Genomic DNA, 21110 nt, shown 5'->3' on the forward strand with positions numbered 1-21110 from the left:
GCACGCGGCAGTCGTCAGGGGCAACCACACGAGCGTCGTGACAGCGAACATGAGCACGAGCAACGGGGCGAGGAGATGGCCGGGTTTCGCTCGGCGTTCGTGGTGCTGCTTTTCTGCCCAGGCTCGGTGCTTCGTGCCGTCATTCATGTTGTTTCACCTCAGTTCTCACGTCGGAAACCGACTTGTGACCAAGCAGTCCGACATGCGCCTCGTCGCGCATTCTTTCGACCATGTGGGGGTAGTGCAGTTCGAATGCCGGCCGCTCACTGCGGATTCGGGGGAGTTCGGTGAAGTTGTGTCGCGGTGGTGGGCAGGACGTCGCCCATTCGAGCGAGTTTCCGAAGCCCCAAGGATCGTCGACGGTCACAATTCGGCCGTACCGGTAGCTCTTGAAAACGTTCCAGATGAACGGAATCGTCGAGGCTCCGAGCACAAACGCGCCGATGGTCGAGATCGTGTTGAGAAGAGTGAAATTGTCCGACGGCAGGTAGTCCGCGTACCGTCGAGGCATGCCCTGGGTGCCGAGCCAATGCTGGACGAGAAATGTTGCGTGAAAGCCGATCAGGGTCAACCAGAAATGGATCTTGGCGAGCTTCTCGTCCAACATCCGGCCGGTCATTTTCGGGAACCAGAAGTAGATTCCGGCGTATGTCGCGAACGCGATTGTCCCGAAGAGCACGTAATGGAAATGCGCGACAACAAAGTACGAGTCGGTGACATGAAAGTCCAAGGGCGGGCTGGCAAGGATGACGCCGGAGAGTCCGCCGAACAGGAATGTGACCAGGAAGCCGACGGAGAACAGCATGGGCGATTCGAAAGTCAACTGCCCCTTCCACATGGTGCCGATCCAGTTGAAGAACTTGACTCCGGTGGGAACTGCGATCAGGAAGGTCATGAACGAGAAGTAGGGGAGGAGAACGGCGCCGGTTGCGTACATGTGGTGCGCCCACACAGCGATCGACAGTGCAGCAATTCCCAATGTTGCGTAGACCAATCCGGTGTATCCGAAGATCGGCTTGCGGCTGAAGACGGGGAAGATCTCCGAGACTATGCCGAAGAACGGCAGCGCCAGAATGTAGACCTCGGGATGGCCGAAGAACCAGAACAGGTGCTGCCACAACATGACTCCACCGGTGGCGGGGTCGAACAGGTGCGCTCCCAGGTGCCGGTCCACCCACAGTCCGATCAAGGCAGCAGCGAGCAGCGGAAAAACGAGGAGGATCAGCATGCTGGCGACCAGCGCATTCCACGTGAAGATCGGCATGCGGAACATCGTCATACCCGGGGCGCGCAGGCAGACGATCGTCGAAACGATGTTGACTGCGCCGAGGATGGTGCCGACCCCACCGAGAGCGAGACCGATGATCCACAGGTCGGCGCCCATGCCGGGGGAGTGGAGTTCGCTGGTGAGCGGTACGTAGGCGGTCCAGCCGAAATCTGCCGCACCACCAGGTGTTACGAATCCGGCGGACGCGATCAGGCCGCCGAAGAGATAGAGCCAGTAGCTGAAGGCGTTGAGTCGCGGGAAACACACGTCCGGCGACCCGATCTGCAGTGGCATGAGGTAGTTGGCGAATCCGAAGAACACCGGGGTCGCGTACAGCAGGAGCATGATCGTGCCGTGCATGGTGAACAACTGGTTGTACTGCTCGTTGGACAGGAATTGCATTCCCGGAACGGTCAATTCCATGCGCATGAGTAGTGCCATCAGTCCGCCGATCAAGAAGAAGGCAAACGATGTCACGATGTACATCAGACCGATCATCTTGTGATCGGTGGTCCTGAGGATCTCGACCAGTTTCGAACCCTTCGGAGCGGTTCGGGGAATTGCATCGGCGGGGGAATCGACCTCACCGACCGGCCGGGGCGCGAGATCAACCACGACGGCCGCCTACGCACATCGACGTGACGAAAGACCGAGAATGCCTGGGACTGTGGAACATAACGCAATGATCGTGGCGACCGGGAACTCGGACGAGGGGAAAAGGTCCCTAGGATCGGAACAGAGGCATGGCGTAGATCACGTGGTCCGGTACGGTCGAGAGAGTTGTCTTCACGAGCCGAAAGAAAGCGAGATGGTCATGGCATGTCGTATCAGTGAACTGGTGCTCGGTTGCCGGGAACCCGAGGTGCTGGGCCGGTTCTGGTGCGAGGTCCTGGACTTCGTCGTGCTCGATCGAATGGACGACGGTTCGTTGGAGATCGGCCCACGCGAAGGGTTCGGCGGTCCGCAGCCGACGATCATCCTCAGTCGCAGAGACGAACCGGAGAAGGGTAAGCCCCGCCTGCATATCGACGTCAACGCCACCGATCGCGATCAGGAGGCCGAACTGGAACGCCTGTTGAGTCTTGGTGCGCGGCCGGCCGACATCGGCCAGACAGGGCACGAACAATGGCATGTCCTGGCCGATCCGGAAGGTAACGAGTTCTGCCTGCTCAAGGCCCAACTGGATCCGCTCTGACGCTCAACGATGCTGGATCGGCAACGGACTTCGCCTGGGGCTCAGCGGAACACGCCACACCAGTTCGGTGACACCGTTCTCGCTGGTGATGTTGCTCGAGCCTCCGCACTGACGAGCGCGGGTCGCCAGGTTGTCGAGACCGTGGATTCTGGTTGCCTGGTCGATTCCCACACCGTCGTCGACGATGCTGATGACAAGCTCCTCGGTGGCCCGGATGGTGACGTCGATGGCATCGGCATGTGCATGCCGCAGAGCGTTGCTCAAGCCCTCGCGCACAACGGCTTCGGCGTGCGGGGCAAGTCGAGACGGGACGGAACTGTCGATGGTTCCCTCGAAAGTGACGCTGGGAGTGATCGACGAGTGGCCGGACAGACCGTTGACGGCATCGAGTAGTCGCCGCCGCAGGCTTGTGGGAGTAGACATCTCGCTCGTATGGAGGTCGAAGACTGCGGTGCGGATTTCACGGACTGTTCGATCGAGTTGATCGACAGAGGTGTCCAATACGGTTCGAACGGTGTCCTCGTCGCCTGGACGTTGCAGCACCCCCTGCAAACTCAACCCGGTGGCGAACAGCTGTTGGATGACGTGGTCATGGAGATCCCGCGCGATTCGGTCGCGATCTTCGAGGACGTCGACCAGTCTTTCTTTCCGTTGCTGTTCTGCGAATTCGACAGTGACAGAAGCGATGTCTGCCATCGCCGTCAGTTGCTCGATCTCGTCCACTCCCCACGGGCGGTTGCTGCGGCGTGACGCGAAGAGAACACCGCCGCCGAACGAGGTCCCGGAGAGGGGGAGTGCGACCACTGATTCGTCGCCGGAAACGTTCAGTGCCGGAACGGAACTGCCATGTGGTGCAGAGATCGGCCGCCGGCTCCGCGCAGCGTCGTCGATCACGGTCCCGGACAGATCGACGGCTGATCCGGTCGCGGGGACAGGCTGGGAATCAGCAGCATCGGCGACGTGGACTACCGGCTCTCTGCCGAGGTCGTAGCGAACGACGCACACAAGATTTCCATCCGTGAGGTGCCGCGTCGTCCGAACCAGTTCCGATAGCGTCTCGTCGCGGGATCCGCCGCTGAGCAGACGTGCATTGACGGCGGCGACGGCCTTGAGCCAGGCTTCTCGCGTCCGGGATTCCTCGAACAGACGCGCATTGTCGATGGCGATGCTCGCAGCATTTGCCAGAATCTGGAGTACAGCCTCGTCGCGGTCGTCGAATGCAGTCCGTTCCGAGCTGTCCGCGAGGTAGATGCTGCCGAACACCTCGCCCCTGACGAAGATCGGAACACCGAGAAACGTGTCCATCGGCGGATGATTGGTCGGAAACCCTGCCGAGGACGGATGCGAGGAGATTCGGTCGGTTCGAACCGGGCACGGTTCTCGAACGACCAGGCCCAGCAGGCCGTGACCTTCGGGAAGATGCCCGATCTTGGCAACCTGCCCCTGAGTCATACCGGAGTGGATGAATCGGGACAAGCGTCCGTCGGGGGATTTCACGCCGAGCGCGCCGTAGTCCGCTTCGAGGAGATGTCGCGCGACGTCGACTATCTGTTGCAGGGTTTCGTCGAGCTGGAGTGTGGACCCGACGGTCAACACGGCACTGAGCAGTTTGGGAATTGCAGTCGGGTTGAGAGCAGTCAGCTCTGCGCTTCCGGCGATGTCGCCGAAAAGGCTGAGCATGAGCGCGTCGCGGCTACCTGGCATGGTGCGTGCCCGTGGTGGCGGAGAAGGGCGAGCCGGATGGCGTCAGCAGGTGAGTGGTCGCCTGGCCCGAAGGATCCGGGTGCAAAGTGCCCGCACGAAGCTTTGTCGCCAGAACTGCGGCCTGCGTTCGACGTTCGAGACCCAGTTTCTCGAGGATGCGTGAGACGTAGTTCTTGACTGTTTTCTCCGAGAGTTCTGCGTGCGAGCTGATCTCTCGATTGCTCAGTCCCTTGCCGATCAACTCGAAGATCAAGAGCTCCTGATCGGTCAACAGGGCTGCCGCAGTACCCGACTTCTGTTCGGACCGGATGCGCCGGACCAAACCGATCACCGCCTGGGTGTTCAACAGCGACTTGCCGGTAGCAACCGTGCGGATCGCCGACACCAGGTCGTGGCCGCGGATGTTCTTGAGGACGAATCCTCGTGCGCCGGCGATCAGGGCGTCGAGCAGTGCGTCGTCGTCGGAGTACGACGTGAGCATCAAAGTGGCGGCGCTCGGGTAGGTCGACGCCAGTTCTCGGCACAGTTCCACACCGTTACCGTCGGGAAGTCTGACGTCCATGACAACCACGTCGGGTCGGCATTCGGGTATTCCGGCCGAGGCTTCGCGAACACACGACGCCTCGCCAACAACGTTGAATCCCGATACCTGATTCAACAGGTCTGCCAATCCACGACGGACGATCTCGTGGTCGTCGACCAGATAGATGCCGATCGTCACGGTGGTCACCTCTTCCAGCTCACGCCTGCCGTCGATGTTACCGGACGGTAATGTCCCGACAGGATCGGGTTGTCCGACCGATGGTCGACAAAAAACCCGCGTCGAAGGGTGCGAGACCGAGTCTCGATTGCACAGAGTCAAAGGTCCCGACCGTCACGAGATCTGAATCACCCAGATCTCGTGAGGCGGTGGGTGTGAGCTGAATGTGATTGCACCGGTGGCTGTTCGATCCGCTCAGTCGACGGGAGCGAGTTCGACGGAGACGTAGACACCCTTGCCTTTTCGGTGTGCGAGTGCCTCGCCGGGGCGATCGATACCGTCCAGTTGGAGAACGATCGGACCTTGTTCCGGGTAGAAATTGCGCCACCAACTCTTCTTGTCCGGCATGGCAACGCCGATCGTCACATGGTCGCCTTTTCGTTTGTAGGACACGGGCGCGCTGAAGGTGCGACCGGACTTGCGTCCGACGTAGGTGATGACGGTCATGGAACGGCCCAGTAGTTTGCCTACGATCGGAGCGCCGATCAGTGGTTGGACCACTACGTTCACGGCGGCGGATACACGTTGGAAAGTGTTCACGAGAAGCCCTTTCACGACGAATGCTGCACGAATTCGAATCCTGCACGGAAATGGTGCGTGCAGTAGTTCTATCCTGCTCGACCGGGATTGTCGCGTGGGCAGAAATTGGTACAAACCGGTGTGCCGAAGCGAGTAGCGTGGGGTACGTCGAGGGTCATTCGAATATGCGCGGTCAAGCCATGTCGTCCTCGACGCCAACCCGGTCTGTGGTCGAACGGCCGAGAACTGGAGCGCCGGTATGGCGTCGAACCCGTCCGATGTGTCGAATGCACGAGGGCAATCCGAGTCGACTGACGAGGATCAGAAAACACCGTCGATCTGCCCGGCGTGTCAGCACAGTATGAAATCCCACGATCCGCTCGGGGTTCGCTTCTGCGCAGTGACTGCCGACCGCGGTCTCGATCGAAAGTGCATCTGCGCTGCCGATCGTGAGGAAATTCAGCACTACTCGCGATACTGATCCGCCTGGGCATCACGTCAATTCATACGCCAAGATTCGACTGTCACCTCGACGACACTGCCCGCGCCACTGAACGCGCCGCGGGTGAACCGCACTGAGTGACAGATTCACCCTCGTTGCGACCACTTGCTGCGCAGAAGCATCAGTGCGGTAAGGGTGAGGCCCCATCCGATTGTGGACAGTGCGACGCCCACGCCTGCCTGTCCGGTGACATCAGTACTGGCGTCGATGCTGAATGCGGTGGTGAATCCCGCAGCAGTGCCGGCAGCGGCCGTCATACCGCCGGCCTTCATCCATCGCGAGCAATGGGCGGAACCGAAACACGCCAGAATCACTGTCAGTCCACAGGCGACGACCTGCCAGGTGGGGAACTGTGTCGGGGCAGGCAGGCCGGGGCCGCGGAATCCGCCTTTGTAGTCGGCTGACCAGCTGAGCCAGCCCATGCAAGACAGAAAGCCCAGTGCAAAGGCCAACAGGCCGGTGCTCCACAGTCCGAGTGAGCCCGATCCCGTGTGCCCGCCGCCGAGGGCGGTCGTGGAGTGCTCCAGGCCAGTTCGTTCCGAACGCCAGATTGTCCAGATGATGCTCGCGCCGATAGTTGCGGGCACGCCGACGAAGATGAATGCAATCCAGAGAAACTGCGGCCAGGAGAACTCGAGATCGACAGTCATAGTCGGAGTATGCGCGCACTTCGAATCATGTGCGCCCATCTGTCAATCTGGCGAGTTGCGGGTCAACCTTCCTCGACCTTCTCCACATGTGTACTTGTAGGGTCCAGGTCGATATTCCGTGTGTTGATCAGTCGAAGCCTGGGAACCGGATCGCCCGTGGTGTCGTCGATCAAGATCGAGTGTGGCTCACCGTCATCGAAGGCGTGGCGCTCTCCCCACTGTCGCAGGCTAATGATCACGATGAACAGATCCATACCGCGTTCGGTCAGGATGTACTCGTTGCGGGTACCTTGCGCGTTCGGTTGGACTTCGAAGATTCCCTGCTCGACAAGGACTTTGAGCCTGTCCGTGAGAATGTTCTTTGCGATGCCCAGGTTTCGTTGAAACTGACTGAATCTCGATGACCCGTCGAAGGCGTCACGCACGATCAGCAGCGACCATCTGTCGCCGATGATGTCGGCCGCTCGGGCCGTCGGGCAGTGCGGGTCCGTCCATTGTGCGCGATCCGGCATCGAGTTCCTCATTGGTTGCGTTTTGAAACTGTATTGACGTAACCTCCAAATGGTATCAAAACGCAACCAAGTTGAGGTGGAAGTGACTGCACGTCATGCTGTCGAGAACGCGCGGGGCAAGTTGAAAATGTCTCGCGGACTTCGCCTGTTGCTCGCAGTGCTCTGCGGGGTCTCGGTAGCCAACATCTACTACGCACAGCCGCTCCTCGGGCAAATAGGCTCGGATCTTTCCATTCCTCCGGCCGGCCTCGGTTTCGTAGTCGCACTCGCCCAACTCGGTTATGTGGTGGGGTTGATCGTGTTGGTGCCATTGAGCGATCTCGTGAATCGAAAGAAATTGATCGCAATCCAGATCGTCGCTGCTGCAACGGGAACGATGCTTGTTGCTCTGGCCACCACGAATCTGCAGCTGTTGATCGGGATGGCGGTCGCAGGCACGTTCTCGGTAGTTGTTCAAGTCATAGTTGCCTATGCTGCGGCAATCAGTGACCCGGACGAGCGGGGCGCAAACATCGGTGTCATCACCAGCGGCGTTGTCGTCGGCATCATCCTCGCTCGGACTGTCGCCGGCGCAGTTGCGGATCTGGCAGGCTGGCGGGCGGTCTACGCGGGATCCACTTTCATTTCGGTACTGGTCGCGGCCGTCGCGCTGACGATGCTGCCGAAAGATCCTCGTTCGCAACACGATAGGCGTTCGTACGTGCGTGCAATGGGGTCTGTCGTGACGTTGACGCTTACGAACCGACTGTTTCGCACCCGGGCCCTGATCGCCTTGTTCCTTTTCGCGTCCTTTGGTGCTTTGTGGAGCGGAATGGCCCTGCCGTTGAGTGAGGAACCATGGCGGTTGTCGACCACACAGATCGGGCTCTTCGGAATCGCAGGATTGGTTGGAGCATTGGGCGCGGTCGGTGCCGGTCGGTGGGCCGATCAAGGCAAAGCGCAACGCGTCACCGGGGCGTCGTTGGTCGTTCTCTTGCTGTCGTGGGTATTCAACGCGCAGGCGACGCACTCGCTGGTGTTACTCGTAGTCGGTGTTGTTGCGTTGGACTTCGCCGTGCAGGCTGTTCATGTCACGAGCCAGAATCTGATCGTCGCGAACACACCGGAATCGTCGGGGCAGATCATCGGTAGTTACATGGTGTTCTATTCGTTGGGCAGCGCGGCTGGGGCGGTTTCCACCACTATGGTTTTCGACGCGGCAGGGTGGGGCGCTGCAAGTATTCTCGGCGGCGCCTACGCGTTTGCAGCCTTGATCGAATGGACGATCGATCGATTGCGGACCCGCAACACTCTAGGGAGTTGGGAGCCACGTCCTGGCCGCGACGACCAAGGCGTTCACACCGATGGTCAGGGTCGGCTCGATCACGGGAGCGTAGTGCGGAGAGTGGTTCGACGGCACGGTTCGCAAAGCCGGATCAGTCATGTCACCTGTCGTGAACAGTGAAGGGTCGGTACCGCCCAACAGCCAGTACGACAGTGGCGCACCGGCACTGGTCGCGAGAATGCCGACATCTTCACTACCTGCTCCCGCTCCGGGATCGAGAATCTTGTTCGTCCCCAACCATTCGGCAAACGCATCGAGTGTCTTGTCCAGCGCTGCCGGATCATTGACGACGATCGGAAAGTGCTCCGTCTCGGTGATGGTCGGTGGGGTGGGTGCACCGGCGGTGGCCGCTTCGCCCCGGACGATGCGGTCGACGCTGTCCAGGATGCGCTGACGCACACCTGCGTCGTAGCTGCGGATGTTGAGTTGCAGTTCTGCTTCGCCGGGAATGACGTTGGCGGCATCTCCAGCATGGATGGAGCCGACGGTGAGGACAGCTGTGGCAGTACTCGGGACCTCGCGTGAGATGACAGTTTGCAAACGCAACACGGTTTCGGCTGCCATGACCACGGGATCGACCGAGTTCTCCGGCATAGATCCGTGGGCGCCCTTTCCGACCAGTCTCACACGAAGTGAGTCCGATCCCGCATACGAGGGGCCGGCGTGCCCGGCGATCGTGCCTGCCGGTAGCGGCGATACATGTTGTCCGAGAACGATGTCGGGCCTCGGGAATCGCTCGAACAGTCCGTCGTCGACCATGGCTTGCGCACCCGCGCCAAGTTCCTCAGCCGGTTGGAAGACGAGGACAAGAGTGCCAGACCAGGTCGTCGTATCCTGAGAGAGGATCCGGGCCGCACCGAGTAAGCAGGTCGTATGCAGGTCATGGCCGCACGCGTGGCTGACCGAGACGGTCTTTCCCTGATCGTCGGTCGTTGTTACGGTACTGGCGTAGTCCAATCCGGTTTCTTCCCGAACCGGGAGGGCGTCCATATCCGCACGCAGCAGCGCTGTGGGGCCCACTCCGTTCTTCAGGACTCCGACGACTCCGGTAGTCCCGACATCGGTGGTGGTGTCGAATCCAAGTGCTGTTAAATGTCTTTCCACCAGACTGGATGTTCGTTGCTCGTGAAACCCCAGTTCCGGATGGCTGTGGAGGTCCTTGTACAGGTCGATCAAATCCAGATCCACGGCGATCGTTTCGTGCACTGACGAGGTCATGAGTGTCCTCTCGGTAGCGTCTTTTCAGGCTAACCGGGATGACGGGTCGGTAAACAGGACCTTAGGTCCAACGGTGCCGGTGATGCGGAGTCTGGTGCTACGGCACGTAGAACGATGTGACACCTGGGGTGATGATGGATCCGGCCACGGACAGCACGGCAACAGCGACTTGACCGGTCCCGGTCTGCACGATCGCCTCTGCTGGGACTCCGTTGAGACCGTCCGAGAGCCGAGCCGAGCCGGAGGCCCCGGTCGAAAGGTTCAGCCAGCGCACTTCGGACGAGAGCAGGCATCCCCACCGGCCTTCCTTGCCTCCGGTGATCGTCACCGTGCCGGGTTGTTCACCGACGACAGCTACGCAGCGGACGGCCGGCGCGTCGAAGCTGCCGTTCGGGTTGCCGTACGGCGCAGGGTTGACCTGGAATGGAATGGTCACCGCGGCGGATGCGAGCGCTACCGACGTCAGAGTAGAAGCGATCACGACGGATGTGCAGACGCTCAGTCGGCGAACGAGATTCATCACGGAGGCCTCCAGCCATGTCCAGGTGATTTGCTTGTCTTCCCCGACGTAACGTTTTGGTCGTAGCTTCCCTTCTTGCATCGCCGCATTGAAGACGACAGCCTCACCGTATCCGGTTGCACAGGAGAATTCAGGTACTCGTCGCTATTCGCTACATGTGGCGGCCTCAGATGCCGTCCGTCGAACCGCCTCTGCCGTCGTCGAAGCACGTACTACGGCAACCGGTGTTCCGGCTGCGGGATCGAAACTCCAGTCCTGCCGATAGGACTGGAGTAGATCTGGATCTGTGATCATCGCACCTGGCGACAATCGCTGGGCGAGCGTGTTCAAAGCGTCGACACTACCATGATCTGGTTTCAGCCTTCCGCTCCGAGATGTGAAACTCATTGTGTCCAAGGCATGTCCGTGGATCCGAGAGTTGAAAGTCAGTATCTCGAGTGCGGTTGAGATCCACCGAATATGGCGTACGTCATATGTTGCTGAGGTCGGTCAGTACCTGATCGAAGGCGCCGGTACGTCCAGGTGTCACTACCTTCTGAAACAGTGTCAGGACACATTCGTCAAGGGCGTCCGTTGCCGTGAGGGTTCTTCTGGCGACGGTGCTTCTACCGGACCATCGGCCACGTTCCATGTGTGCCAATGCGATTCCGTCACGCCGGGCTGTTGCCTTTCGGCCCGATGAATGAACGAAGAGGTATGTTCTGCCCGCGATATCGACTTCGCACAGCTTGTTCTTGCGGCGCATGGCCTTGGGCTTCTGGTCGATCAGGGTCCCGATCGTTCCGTCGGACAATCGAAGTGATGCAGGTCGGCCTTTACGGAATGTGAGCCTGGATCGATCCTGCTCGGCTGTTGACGATTTCCTCTTCCGCCCGCCGGCAACGCTCTCCGATCCGTCGTCGGATGCGGGAATCAGTTCGCCTTGAACGTTCCCCGACGGATCGAATATCGATACGGCCGAACCACCTTCGGCGAGGTTGACGAACCAGCCGGTCTCTGTAGGGGTGTTCCATTTCATGTAGATGATTATTCTTCATCAGTGCCGAGGAACATCAGCCGACAGCCCGAGACGAGGATCGCGGTCAGGATTCGACAGTCATCTCGATCACGCCATCGTCGCCGTTGAAACGAACCGCCGGCCAGTACCCGTCCATGAAATGCAAACCGCACGAGTCTGTCAGACGTTGACAATCGCTTCGACGGCCAGACGGTGAAGAGCCTGGTGCTGCTCGAAGACGTGGCGTAGGCGGGGAAGCATGCCGCGTGCAAGGGTGCCGAGCGTTTCGTCGACGATGCCGAAGCTGGGATTTGTCCTCACGTGAGCAGCGTAGACATCGAAGAAGGCAAGCCGCGATTCTGCTGGGGCGGGCACAACGCCCGAACCGTGGCAGGAGCCGTTCTTCGCCAATCCACTCGCAATGTCCCGCTGACTGGGCATCCGGAACCTTCTGCGCCGCGACTGCCTTAGCGTTCTACGTCGATAACCACGTGAAGGGATTTGTTCAATGGCGAAGAATCAGGCACCCCCCGCGACACAAGCCAAGGACATCGTTGTCGATCTACTGGTGATCGGGTCCGGTACCGGCATGGCTGCCGCCCTCACCGCGAACGAGCTCGGCTTGTCCACGCTGATCGTGGAGAAGACGCAGTACGTTGGCGGTTCGACGGCGCGGTCCGGTGGAGCGTTCTGGATGCCTGCCAACCCGATCTTGGCGAAAGCCGGTGCGGGCGACACCGTTGAGCGCGCGAAGACATACGTGCGGTCGGTGGTCGGTGATACTGCCCCTGCCCAACGTGGGGAGGCATTCGTCGACAACGGTGCGGCCACCGTCGACATGCTTTACCGCACGACGCCCATGAAGTTCTTCTGGGCCAAGGAATACTCCGATTACCACCCCGAACTGCCGGGAGGTAGCGCCGCCGGACGTACCTGCGAGTGCCTGCCGTTCGACGCGTCGGTACTCGGCGCGGAACGCGGTCGCCTGCGGCCCGGTTTGATGGAAGCCGGACTGCCGATGCCGGTGACAGGTGCGGACTACAAGTGGATGAACCTGATGGTGAAGAAGCCGAGCAAGGCTTTCCCTCGCATCATCCGCCGCCTGGCGCAGGGCGTTTACGGCAAGTACGTACTCAAGCGTGAATACATCGCAGGCGGTCAGGCGCTCGCCGCCGGCCTGTTCGCAGGTGTGGTCCAGGCCGGTATCCCGGTGTGGACGGAAACGTCGTTGGTTCGGCTCATCACCGAAGATGGCCGCGTAACGGGTGCAGTTGTGGTGCAAGACGGACGTGAAGTGACGGTGACCGCTCGGCGTGGTGTCGTTCTGGCAGCCGGCGGGTTCGACCACAACATGGAGTGGCGCCACAAGTACCAGTCGGAGAGGCTCGGTGAGCACGAGAGCCTGGGCGCAGAGGGCAACACCGGCGAAGCGATCGAGGCAGCACAAGAGCTCGGCGCAGGTATCGGATCGATGGATCAGTCGTGGTGGTTCCCGGCGGTGGCAAGCATCAAGGGCCGCCCGCCGATGGTGATGCTCGCAGAGCGTGCGCTGCCAGGCTCGTTCATCGTCGACCAGACCGGTCGTCGATTCGTGAACGAGGCGACGGACTACATGTCGTTCGGCCAGCGCGTGCTCGAACGGGAAAAGGCCGGAGATCCGGCCGAGTCGATGTGGTTTGTTTTCGACCAGGAGTACCGCAACAGCTACGTGTTCGCAGGCGGTATCTTCCCTCGTCAGCCGCTTCCGCAGGCATTCTTCGACTCCGGCATCGCGCACAAGGCGAGCAGTCCGGTCGAACTTGCCCGCAAGGTCGGTCTTCCCGAGGAGGCTTTTGCCGAGTCCTTCGAGAAGTTCAACGAGGCCGCTGCTGCCGGTAGCGATGCGGAATTTGGTCGCGGCGGAAGTGCATACGATCGGTACTACGGCGACCCGACAGTGTCCCCGAACCCGAACCTGAGGAAGCTCGACACGAGTGCCCTCTACGCGGTGAAGATGACGCTCAGCGACCTCGGCACCTGCGGCGGTGTGCAGGCAGACGAGCATGCACGCGTGCTTCGTGAGGACGGCAGCGTGATCGACGGCCTGTATGCGATCGGCAATACTGCGGCCAACGCATTCGGTCACACCTACCCGGGCGCCGGTGCAACGATCGGCCAGGGGCTGGTTTACGGATACATTGCCGCTCACCACGCAGCCGAGAAAGTAGCTGCGACTCAGCAGTAGATCCACTAGGCAACAGATCGCCGAACGGGAGATCAGCACGCGTTTCCGATGCCGGGAACGTGCACTGGTCTCCCGTTCGGCTTGGAGGAGCAATGCCGCCTGTATGTCCCATCTCGGTAACGCTGACGCGCCGGGTGACCAAGACGCGGTATCGTCTCCAGAAGTGACATGGGGCACTGGCGATTGTTCGACCAGATGCCATCCACCGAAGGCGCGCCTGATATCGACCGGTCGGGTCGAATGCGCAAAAACAGGTATGTACCCAGGTAATTCAACCGTGGTGTGGAGCGTCGTGAAGCGACAGCGTATGAGGTGATTCCTCATCCGCAACGCAAGGATCTCCATGTTCCACCCTCTTTCCGACCATCCGGGTAGACACCCACCCTGTCGATCTTCGAATGAGAAGCCTTCGGTTTGTTCCGGCATTCGTAGTCCTCGATCAACGATCGATTCAGGCACTGCCTCGATGTAGAACCCGTATCTCCTGTGCTGTCACCAGGAGATACAGACCTGCGGGTCTATGCGCGCGCTCGCGTTCGAGAGCGGTCACCGTACCTCTCTCCATGGCGCGATCCGAACATTTCACTCCAACGGAGTCTTGGTGCGATACACCAAGTAGCTCAGCACGTATTGAGTGCTGTCTGCGGGTAGAGCCTGCACCTGCTCCGAGCACATCAGTCAAGGAAAACATGAGTAAGCACAGAAAACACAAGCCTTCCAGCACAAAACGATTCATCGCCGTAACTGCGGGACTGGGCGCCCTTGTGGGGGCCGGAGCAGTAGCCAATGCAGGTACCGCCGGTGCGCAGGGCTGGTCGGGGAGTTGCAATTGGGAGTGGCCGGTAAGCGGATCACTTTCGCAGGGTTACCACGCGGGACATGACGGAGTCGACTTCGCTGTCAACGTCGGCACCGCGCTCCACGCGCCCACATCGGGCACGATTTCTGTTGCCGGACCCAATGATCCGGGTGGATATGGAACGTATATCCAGTTGGAAGCGGACAGTGGCGAGCAGATTCAGATGGGCCACCTCTCCGAAACATGGGTCGGTGTGGGGCAACACGTCGAGGTAGGCGACGAGATCGGGGCAACGGGCAACACCGGTAGCTCCACCGGTCCACATCTGCATCTCCGCATTCACAGTGGAGGCGCAGTCGATCCCATGTCCTTCCTGAGTTCGATCGGGGCGTGCGATACCGGGTCGAGTATTGTTCCCGCGCCCGCGCCCGCGCCCGCGCCGGCACAGGACGTAGCACCCGAATTTGCACCGGAACCGGCGCCTGCTCCCGTTGTCTACTCTGAGACATCCGAATCTGCACCGGTAGAAAGCATTCCGGAGTCGGAGACTCCAGCGCCCGGCTCAGAGGTAGTCGTTGCGGCCGGTGATACTTTGTTCGACCTCGCGGCAGAACGAGGTCTCACCTGGCAGCAGGTGTGGGACATGAATCCGCAGATCGTCAATCCCGATCAGATCTTTGTGGGCGACGTGATCAACTTGTGAGAGTTGATAATTCGATACTGATCCGGGGATGAGTCAACTACTCGTACACGACCGGTTTCAGTACCCCAGTTGACTCCGAGTTCCACTTGGTGTGCGTGAGCGCTGCAGCCGGGCCGTGTATTTCACGGTCCGGCTGTTTTGCGCGCTCCGAGAAGTGATTCCTACCGAAGTACTGATGCGTGGTGGTTCGCTTCTCGGACAGCCACGGCCAATCGCTGGGGATCTTGCCGATACTATTGAGCCCGTGAACCGGTCCGCGATCACCTCCCTACGTCGACGTTGGTCAGATGAGGACGTCGATAATTTACGGGCGCAATTGCTCGATCAGTCGCGGATCGTCAAGCCTCCCCACACTCTCGTCTCCCCACGGGCGGAGACCGATGACGGGCTGATCGATGTGCGTGGCCTGACAGCGGGTAGCGCTGGATTGGACATTCGGTATCTCACGTTGGAACGGATTGATCTGAGCTTCGCTCGGGGTTCGATCTCCGTCTTCGAATCCGAATTATTCGACTGCCGTTTCGATTTCGTGGCACTGACCGGACAGCCCCGTTTCAATCGCCGACTCGAACGGTGCAGTTTCCGGGGTGCGACGCTCTCGCGTGTGGCGCTCGGACCGAGGGTCGTCGATTGCGATTTCACTGGAGCCAAAGCACGCGGGCTCCGCTCCGTGCCCAATACTGTGTTCGAACGATGCGCATTCGACGACACAGACCTGACTGGTGCGCAGCTCGCCGATACCTCATTCGTGGAGTGTACTTTCGGCGGCGCACGATTCTCGGCGGCCACGAGTTTTGTGCGGTGTTCCTTCACCCGGACCGCTGTCGAGTTCTCCGAGGCGCAAGTGTCGCGAACAACGTGTGACGGCACCGCGATTCCGGATCAATGGGAAGGTGAGGCCGATTCAGCAGTCGCACTGGAGCGGTATGCCGGTCGATATGCCCGAGCACTTGGCGTGGGGGATACAGAGGGTATGGCCCTCGATCCTGAAATGGATGATTCGTAAAGGGGGGCAGATCGATGACTCGCGGGGTCACGTTCAGGACAGTATTCGGTGGACCGTCGGTGCCGCTTGACTTCATCGAGGAGTTGACTCGGCTCAGACACCGGCTGAGGGGCATCGCGATGCAGTACGACTTCGATCTGTTTGTTGTGGTTGGTGGCGACATCTCCGTGGTGACCGATCCGACCGGGACCCGGCTTCCGCGTGTGTTTCTGGGCAGGCGTACCGCTACGGCGCAGGTACAGATGAACACTGACGACGTGATGGGGGTGCCCGACCCGCGTGCATTTCTGTACACGACGATCCATGCGGCACTGACGGAACTGATCACGCGTGTCTCAGACCGCGACAACGACTTCGATGCGGACGGGGAGCGAGCGAAGATCGAGTTCTTGATCCTCGATGACATTGGCGAGCGCGAATCAAAGCTGTGATGGCAAATGACAAATGCTGCGCTCCCGCATTCGTCAGGCTGTTGTCACTCTCTGGCATCAAACACTGCGGTGACCACTTCACAGAAAATCGCCGGGTGCCGGCGATGGACGAACCTCACTGTGAGTTCTGCGGTGCGCGGTAGCGGTGACAAGTGGGTAGCGTTCAGCTGCGGCGTAGTCGGTGATCGATGTTCCGTCGGGCCCGGGGGTTTGAGTGATCAGGTCGAGGTATCGGCGGCGATAGAGGTATGCGTCGGGCTGGGTCAACAGGTACTCCGCGGCAGCGACGACGTCCAGGCTCGGTGCGGCTCGTCTGAGCCGGGTGCGCGCCGGCTGGTACGCAGCTCTGGCGTGTTTGGTCGGCCCGGTGGCCGTGTAGTGCCCGTCGCTGTGGTCGTCGTCTCGGGCATTGTCATTCATATCGTCGCCTTGGTGTGAATGAGCTCGACGTTGCCGTTGTAGTAGCCGAGGACACGGTGATCCATCATCCGCCGCCACAGTGGTGGTACGGCAGCGCAGACGATCATCACCGCGTATCCGGCAGGGAGTTGCGGAGCGGTTGGAGCGCTGCGCAGAGATTGGTAGCGCAGACGCGGATTCGCGTGATGGTCACTGTGTCGTTGTAATTGGTACAGGAACAAATTGGACAAGAGATGATCACTGTTCCAACTGTCTTCGGGCCGGGCTTTGACAAAGCTGCCGTCTTGTCTTCGCGCACGGAGCAATCCGTAGTGTTCGAGGTAGTTTGCGGCCTCGAGGAACGTGATCCCGGCCAAGGCTTGCAGGAGCAGCCAGGGCAGTATCTGCCACCCGAATAAGTTGATCAACGTCCCGAACAGTGCGGCGCTCAGCGACCATGCCTGCACGATGTTGTTTCGAGGTGACAGTGCGGGTGAACCCTGCCGGCGCAGGCGTGCTGATTCGATCCGCCAGCCCGATTTCAGACCTCCGAATATGCTGCGGGGCAAGAATATCCAGAACGATTCCCCGAAACGAGCACTGGCGGGATCGCGCGGCGTCGCAACGTTGACGTGGTGACCGTGATTGTGCTCGATGTAGAAGTGCCCGTAGAACGATTGAGCGAGCACAATTTTCGCCAACCGCCGCTCGAGGCGGCTGCTCTTGTGGCCTAGTTCGTGTGCGGCATTGATACCGACGCCCGCAACGACGCCGACGGTCATCGCCAGTGCGATCTTCTCTCCGGTTGCCATCGGGGCGTGCGCCCAACACCATGCGGCGAAGACGAGGCCAGCGTATTGAAGTGGCACGAACAGGTAGGTACACCATCGGTAGTAGCGGTCGTCCTGCAATACCGCGATCACGTTGTCGGGTGGGCTGCGGCCATCTGCGCCGACTGCGACGTCGACGATCGGGATGACGAGAATCAGGATCCAGGCACCGGTCGCCCAGAACAGGCCGAGGTGCAAATATTCGACCAGCAGCCAGGACAGGAAGGGACTCAGCGGGATCAGCAATCCCAACGGCCACCAGTAACGCTTCCGATCCCGCCATGCAGGAGCGTCGACACCTGCTTCGGCGCTCGCTCGAATGTCGCCGGTGTCTGTCATCGAAACTTCTCGAGCACGGGAAAGTGGAATACGGTCATTGTTCTCCAACGGTTCGTGCGGACTTTCGAAGTGGTGTGCTGCGGCGTCTCAGGCGGTTAGGCCAGGTCGGCGAATGCGATGATGTTGTCGTTGTAACTGCGTGCGGTTTCGTCGAAGGATCCACCGCACGTGATGATCCGGAGTCCGGGGTGGTCGATGTCGCCGTATACGACGTCGGTGGGAAAGTCCTCTTTGGGGAAGTGTTCGACACTGGTAGCGGTGAACACTGCGCGACTTCCGTCTTCGCGGGTGACGATGATGTCGGCTCCTGTTTCGAGATTCCGCAGATCGAAGAAGACCCCGTCGGTGCCTTGCCAGTCGACGTGGCCGGCGATGATTGCCGGTCCGACCTCACCGGGGGCGGGAGCGCCGGTGTACCACCCTGCGTCCTTCCCATCCGGTGGGACCTCGAGTGCTCCATCGGTATCGAGTCCGAGATCGATGATGTCGGTGTCGACGCCGATGGACGGGATTTCGAGGCGCGCGGGGCGGTGGTCAGCAGTTACCGGCGCCCTTTCGGGCAGTGCAGAGTCAGTGGCGCGCGGCGCGGATGTGGTGTCTTGTCGAGGCGACGAGTGTGGTTGTGAATTTCCGCTGTCGGATTGTCCGCCGGCGCATCCGACCACCGTTACGAGTACTGAAACAGTAAGGGCGAGAGCCGTGATGGCTCGGCGAGTTCGCGGAGCCATCACGGAGTTTTCGTCTTTCATCTATCGACTTGTCCGACGGATGACGAGGGCCGACATAGCCACGACGCTGAAGAAGCCGACGAGCAGGGCGATCCACCCTCCACTGGACTGTCCGCCGCGTTGGGATTGTGTGCTTCCGTCACCGGTGTCGACCGACCCTCGTGGTACCTGCTGCACCTGAGGGGCTCGAACATTCGGGGATTCCGGGCCTACCGGTTGAGTGGTCGGGGTACCCGTTCGAGAAGCTGACGTCGTCGGCACCCGAGACGGGACGGTTACCGTCCCGGGAACGGTGGGAGGTATTCCCGGCAGTGGTGGGAGACCGGGAATCTCGGGTATGGACGGAATGTTTCGGCTGGTCGTGATGATCGGCGGTACGTCCACAGTGGTTGTAGTCGTGCCGTTCGGCCCTGGTGTGGTGGTCGTCGCTTCCACCGGTGTACCAGTCGTGGTTGTAGTCACCTCCGGCGGGACGACCGTCGTGGTTGTAGTCACCTCCGGCGGGACGACCGTCGTGGTTGTAGTCACCTCCGGCGGGACGACCGTCGTGGTGGTAGTTGTCGCGGTGTCAGGCGGGACCGTAGTCGTCGTAGTGGTCGGTGTCGTGGTCGTGACAGGAGGCGCACAGGTCGGGATCGTAACGGTGTTCGTATCCAGAGTGACCGCGCCATTGATCGCCAACAGTCGACCCTCGACGGTTGCCTCGGTTGTGGCAGTAATGTCTGTCAGCGCCAACAGGTTTCCTCGGAAGACGGAGTTGGTGCCCAGGGTGGCGGAACTTCCAACCTGCCAGAAAACATTGCACGCCTGCGTTCCGTTGATCAGTGCAACGGTGCTGGACGACGATGTGATCAGCGTTGATCCCGCTTGGAAGACGAAGACTGCATCGGGGTCACCTTGCGCGTCGAGGGTGACGGTTCCCGACAGTGCGATCGACGAACCGGAGTTGTAGACACCCGAAACCAGTGTCCGACCGGTCAAGTCGTCTCCCGTCGGTTGTGTGAGTCCCTGACCGGCAAGAGTGTTGTAGGCAGTCAACACGTCGGGTTTCGCTCCCTGCGATACCGCGTCGCCACCATGATTGGTGCCGGTAATCGTCAGGCCCGATACACCGGTGATGGTTGGAGTCGGATACGTGCCGATATCGCCGCCGAGGGTTGTCGGTCCGGTGTTGGTGATTCCTGCTCCGGCAAGGACTGCAAAGGGCTCAGCGGTGCCGAGTCCGACAGCAGTCGCTTCCGCGCCGGCAGTGCCGGCCGGCAAGACGAGAATGCCGACGGAGAAAACGGAAATCGTTGCAATACCCGAGAATTGAAAGAACCGCGAGCGTCGTGTTGCGGTGGGTGCTGTCATGTTCTGTTCATCTTCGATCCTTTGAAGAAGGGACTCATGCGACGAAAGTGAGTCCGTACGTCCGCGCCGACTCCGGCGCCGGGACGTATCGATGAGCGCCCACGTAAATCCGGACATTCCGGGTATACGTTGCGCGTATACGTTGTATGCATAGGGCGTATCCGAACAGTAAACCAGCCGTACTGTTCTGTCAACGCGTAGGCATACGATGTATGTTTTGTGGATGACCGGACACTCGCCAGATCGCACTAAGGGTTTGATTCCCGCCGCGGACCGCGAGGAGCCCCTCACCAGGGCGCTCGTACTCTCGACGGCGTTGGCGATCATCAACGAGGAAGGTGCCGACGGCCTCTCCATGCGCCGACTGGGCAAAGCGCTCGACAGAAATCCGATGACTCTCTACAGGTACGCGGCCAACAAGGCGGCCCTGCTGGACGGGGTCGTCGAGACCGTGCTCGAACAACTGGTCGTCGACCCGTCCGATCGCGACTGGAGGGGGCAGCTGCACGCAGTTGCGTACGGGTATCGCCGCCTCGCGCTCACGCACCCCAACGTGGTTCCTTTGCTGGTCACTCGGCCGCTGTCCACCCCGCTCGGATTGCGTCCTCCCGGGACGTTGCGCTACGTCGAAGCGATTCTCGAACTGCTGATACGGGCCGGTTTCACTCCTGAAGACGCATTACACATCTACCGAGCAGTGTTCGGCTTCCTCAACGGGCACATTCTCAACGAGCTTCAGGAAATAGTCGAAAATCCCGAGGAGACGGACGATCTCTTGCGGCTCGGTCTGCATCGGCTTGCGCTTGCCGAGTTTCCGAGACTGCGGTCGATGGCTACGATCATGGCTCACTACGACGGGCAGGACGAACTCGAGCGCGGTCTGGCAATCCTTCTGGAGGGTCTGGCGACGGCATCTCCTCCGACGAGGGTTGAGGGCTGACCACTTTCAGTTTGGGTATAGACATGAGACGACCTCGACGGCCACACAATTCAGGGGACCGACGAGGTCGGTAAGCGTCAGCGCAGTCACTGACGTCTACATTTCAACCGTACGAGTCACGGTTGGCAGGTGGCGGCGAGCTTCGTCCTTGTTGTGTGAGTGTTTCGTCCTGCTTCGCCCATTTCGGGCG

21 protein-coding genes and 2 pseudogenes are annotated in these 21110 nt (G+C 60.4%); 8 read left to right on the plus strand and 15 right to left on the minus strand.

Translation table 11 applies throughout. The features are described from left to right. Positions 1 to 139 precede the first annotated feature (139 nt). Positions 140 to 1882: a cytochrome c oxidase subunit I gene (gene ctaD, locus ASU23_RS24875; RefSeq protein ID WP_058038911.1), complete on the minus strand. Its 1743-nt coding sequence runs from the start codon at positions 1880 to 1882 to the stop codon at positions 140 to 142. 199 nt (positions 1883 to 2081) lie between these two features. Here ctaD and ASU23_RS24880 point away from each other — a divergent pair, with 199 nt between their 5' ends. Continuing rightward, a complete protein-coding gene (locus tag ASU23_RS24880; RefSeq protein WP_007726436.1) occupies positions 2082 to 2462 on the plus strand; it encodes a VOC family protein in 381 nt (126 codons plus the stop codon). Between the two features lie 3 nt (positions 2463 to 2465). Here ASU23_RS24880 and ASU23_RS24885 read toward each other — a convergent pair whose 3' ends face one another. The 3 genes from ASU23_RS24885 to ASU23_RS24895 form a co-directional block, all read right to left on the minus strand. Continuing rightward, a complete protein-coding gene (locus ASU23_RS24885; RefSeq protein ID WP_039972680.1) occupies positions 2466 to 4166 on the minus strand; it encodes a GAF domain-containing protein in 1701 nt (566 codons plus the stop codon). After that, a complete protein-coding gene (locus ASU23_RS24890; protein WP_058038975.1) occupies positions 4156 to 4887 on the minus strand; it encodes a response regulator transcription factor in 732 nt (243 codons plus the stop codon). Before ASU23_RS24890 ends, ASU23_RS24885 begins: the two co-directional genes overlap by 11 nt. Before the next feature lie 234 nt (positions 4888 to 5121). Then, the gene (locus ASU23_RS24895; RefSeq protein ID WP_037129595.1) at positions 5122 to 5466 is read right to left on the minus strand and encodes a nitroreductase/quinone reductase family protein; all 345 of its coding nucleotides are present in this window, start codon (positions 5464 to 5466) and stop codon (positions 5122 to 5124) included. 238 nt (positions 5467 to 5704) lie between these two features. Here ASU23_RS24895 and ASU23_RS34535 point away from each other — a divergent pair, with 238 nt between their 5' ends. Next, on the plus strand, positions 5705 to 5926 hold the full coding sequence (locus tag ASU23_RS34535) for an RGCVC family protein (RefSeq protein ID WP_081557469.1): 222 nt from the start codon (positions 5705 to 5707) through the stop codon (positions 5924 to 5926). A gap of 107 nt (positions 5927 to 6033) precedes the next feature. On the opposite strand, the gene ASU23_RS24905 is transcribed toward ASU23_RS34535, so the two are convergent. Both ASU23_RS24905 and ASU23_RS24910 read right to left on the minus strand, forming a co-directional pair. Next, a complete protein-coding gene (locus ASU23_RS24905; RefSeq protein ID WP_081557470.1) occupies positions 6034 to 6636 on the minus strand; it encodes a hypothetical protein in 603 nt (200 codons plus the stop codon). A 23-nt stretch (positions 6637 to 6659) separates the two neighbouring features. After that, positions 6660 to 7109, minus strand: coding sequence for a helix-turn-helix domain-containing protein (locus tag ASU23_RS24910; protein ID WP_007726458.1), 450 nt, complete (start codon positions 7107 to 7109; stop codon positions 6660 to 6662). A gap of 127 nt (positions 7110 to 7236) precedes the next feature. Between ASU23_RS24910 and ASU23_RS24915 the strand changes: the two are divergent. After that, positions 7237 to 8364 (plus strand): annotated as a pseudogene (locus ASU23_RS24915) (MFS transporter); the annotation flags it as partial. A 36-nt stretch (positions 8365 to 8400) separates the two neighbouring features. Here the strand turns inward: ASU23_RS24915 and ASU23_RS33570 are convergent. The 5 genes and pseudogenes from ASU23_RS33570 to ASU23_RS34540 form a co-directional block, all read right to left on the minus strand. Beyond that, the gene (locus ASU23_RS33570) at positions 8401 to 9651 is read right to left on the minus strand and encodes an amidohydrolase (protein WP_064689438.1); all 1251 of its coding nucleotides are present in this window, start codon (positions 9649 to 9651) and stop codon (positions 8401 to 8403) included. 97 nt (positions 9652 to 9748) lie between these two features. Next, positions 9749 to 10171, minus strand: coding sequence for a hypothetical protein (locus ASU23_RS24930; protein ID WP_007726468.1), 423 nt, complete (start codon positions 10169 to 10171; stop codon positions 9749 to 9751). 195 nt (positions 10172 to 10366) lie between these two features. Continuing rightward, positions 10367 to 10465 (minus strand): annotated as a pseudogene (locus tag ASU23_RS34950) (FAD-binding oxidoreductase); the annotation flags it as partial. A 175-nt stretch (positions 10466 to 10640) separates the two neighbouring features. After that, entirely contained in the window at positions 10641 to 11189 is a 549-nt protein-coding gene (locus ASU23_RS24935) for a hypothetical protein (RefSeq protein WP_003943619.1), read from the minus strand. A gap of 159 nt (positions 11190 to 11348) precedes the next feature. Further along, on the minus strand, positions 11349 to 11489 hold the full coding sequence (locus ASU23_RS34540) for a hypothetical protein (protein ID WP_156423194.1): 141 nt from the start codon (positions 11487 to 11489) through the stop codon (positions 11349 to 11351). A gap of 187 nt (positions 11490 to 11676) precedes the next feature. On the opposite strand from ASU23_RS34540, the gene ASU23_RS24945 reads away from it, so the two are divergent. The 4 genes from ASU23_RS24945 (at position 11677) to ASU23_RS24960 (ending at position 16331) form a co-directional block, all read left to right on the plus strand. Further along, positions 11677 to 13392, plus strand: a complete 1716-nt coding sequence (locus ASU23_RS24945; protein WP_058038916.1) for a 3-ketosteroid-delta-1-dehydrogenase — start codon at positions 11677 to 11679, stop codon at positions 13390 to 13392. 689 nt (positions 13393 to 14081) lie between these two features. Beyond that, positions 14082 to 14894: a peptidoglycan DD-metalloendopeptidase family protein gene (locus tag ASU23_RS24950; RefSeq protein WP_253741465.1), complete on the plus strand. Its 813-nt coding sequence runs from the start codon at positions 14082 to 14084 to the stop codon at positions 14892 to 14894. 175 nt (positions 14895 to 15069) lie between these two features. Then, on the plus strand, positions 15070 to 15900 hold the full coding sequence (locus tag ASU23_RS24955) for a pentapeptide repeat-containing protein (protein ID WP_253741467.1): 831 nt from the start codon (positions 15070 to 15072) through the stop codon (positions 15898 to 15900). Between the two features lie 14 nt (positions 15901 to 15914). Further along, positions 15915 to 16331, plus strand: coding sequence for a hypothetical protein (locus ASU23_RS24960; protein WP_058038919.1), 417 nt, complete (start codon positions 15915 to 15917; stop codon positions 16329 to 16331). Positions 16332 to 16409: 78 nt separating this feature from the next. On the opposite strand, the gene ASU23_RS24965 is transcribed toward ASU23_RS24960, so the two are convergent. The 4 genes from ASU23_RS24965 to ASU23_RS24980 all read right to left on the minus strand — a co-directional run bounded on the left by ASU23_RS24965 (position 16410) and on the right by ASU23_RS24980 (position 19980). Beyond that, entirely contained in the window at positions 16410 to 16751 is a 342-nt protein-coding gene (locus ASU23_RS24965; RefSeq protein WP_058038920.1) for a hypothetical protein, read from the minus strand. Continuing rightward, positions 16748 to 17899, minus strand: coding sequence for an alkane 1-monooxygenase (locus ASU23_RS24970; protein WP_058038977.1), 1152 nt, complete (start codon positions 17897 to 17899; stop codon positions 16748 to 16750). The genes ASU23_RS24965 and ASU23_RS24970 overlap by 4 nt, the downstream gene beginning before the upstream one ends. A gap of 95 nt (positions 17900 to 17994) precedes the next feature. Then, entirely contained in the window at positions 17995 to 18648 is a 654-nt protein-coding gene (locus ASU23_RS24975) for a class F sortase (protein ID WP_058038921.1), read from the minus strand. Next, positions 18649 to 19980, minus strand: a complete 1332-nt coding sequence (locus ASU23_RS24980; protein ID WP_058038922.1) for an ice-binding family protein — start codon at positions 19978 to 19980, stop codon at positions 18649 to 18651. 223 nt (positions 19981 to 20203) lie between these two features. Here ASU23_RS24980 and ASU23_RS24985 point away from each other — a divergent pair, with 223 nt between their 5' ends. Next, on the plus strand, positions 20204 to 20920 hold the full coding sequence (locus ASU23_RS24985) for a TetR/AcrR family transcriptional regulator C-terminal domain-containing protein (RefSeq protein WP_058038923.1): 717 nt from the start codon (positions 20204 to 20206) through the stop codon (positions 20918 to 20920). The last annotated feature ends 190 nt before the right edge of the window (positions 20921 to 21110 follow it).

Source organism: Rhodococcus sp. KB6 (assembly GCF_001445685.1).
In the GTDB taxonomy this organism is placed as follows: Bacteria; Actinomycetota; Actinomycetes; order Mycobacteriales; family Mycobacteriaceae; genus Rhodococcus_F; species Rhodococcus_F qingshengii.

Coding starts and splice junctions, on each gene's coding strand:
- ASU23_RS34535 (WP_081557469.1), top strand. CDS start 5,705: ATGGCGTCGAACCCGTCCGATGTGTCGAATGCACGAGGGCAATCCGAG.
- ASU23_RS24880 (WP_007726436.1), top strand. CDS start 2,082: ATGGCATGTCGTATCAGTGAACTGGTGCTCGGTTGCCGGGAACCCGAG.
- ASU23_RS24885 (WP_039972680.1), bottom strand. CDS start 4,166: ATGCCAGGTAGCCGCGACGCGCTCATGCTCAGCCTTTTCGGCGACATC.
- ASU23_RS24935 (WP_003943619.1), bottom strand. CDS start 11,189: ATGAAATGGAACACCCCTACAGAGACCGGCTGGTTCGTCAACCTCGCC.
- ASU23_RS24955 (WP_253741467.1), top strand. CDS start 15,070: ATGCGTGGTGGTTCGCTTCTCGGACAGCCACGGCCAATCGCTGGGGAT.
- ASU23_RS24975 (WP_058038921.1), bottom strand. CDS start 18,648: ATGAAAGACGAAAACTCCGTGATGGCTCCGCGAACTCGCCGAGCCATC.
- ASU23_RS24910 (WP_007726458.1), bottom strand. CDS start 7,109: ATGCCGGATCGCGCACAATGGACGGACCCGCACTGCCCGACGGCCCGA.
- ASU23_RS24945 (WP_058038916.1), top strand. CDS start 11,677: ATGGCGAAGAATCAGGCACCCCCCGCGACACAAGCCAAGGACATCGTT.
- ASU23_RS24985 (WP_058038923.1), top strand. CDS start 20,204: ATGACCGGACACTCGCCAGATCGCACTAAGGGTTTGATTCCCGCCGCG.
- ASU23_RS24965 (WP_058038920.1), bottom strand. CDS start 16,751: ATGAATGACAATGCCCGAGACGACGACCACAGCGACGGGCACTACACG.
- ASU23_RS24960 (WP_058038919.1), top strand. CDS start 15,915: ATGACTCGCGGGGTCACGTTCAGGACAGTATTCGGTGGACCGTCGGTG.
- ASU23_RS24950 (WP_253741465.1), top strand. CDS start 14,082: ATGAGTAAGCACAGAAAACACAAGCCTTCCAGCACAAAACGATTCATC.
- ASU23_RS24980 (WP_058038922.1), bottom strand. CDS start 19,980: ATGACAGCACCCACCGCAACACGACGCTCGCGGTTCTTTCAATTCTCG.
- ASU23_RS24970 (WP_058038977.1), bottom strand. CDS start 17,899: ATGACAGACACCGGCGACATTCGAGCGAGCGCCGAAGCAGGTGTCGAC.
- ASU23_RS24905 (WP_081557470.1), bottom strand. CDS start 6,636: ATGGGCGCACATGATTCGAAGTGCGCGCATACTCCGACTATGACTGTC.
- ASU23_RS24930 (WP_007726468.1), bottom strand. CDS start 10,171: ATGAATCTCGTTCGCCGACTGAGCGTCTGCACATCCGTCGTGATCGCT.
- ASU23_RS33570 (WP_064689438.1), bottom strand. CDS start 9,651: ATGACCTCGTCAGTGCACGAAACGATCGCCGTGGATCTGGATTTGATC.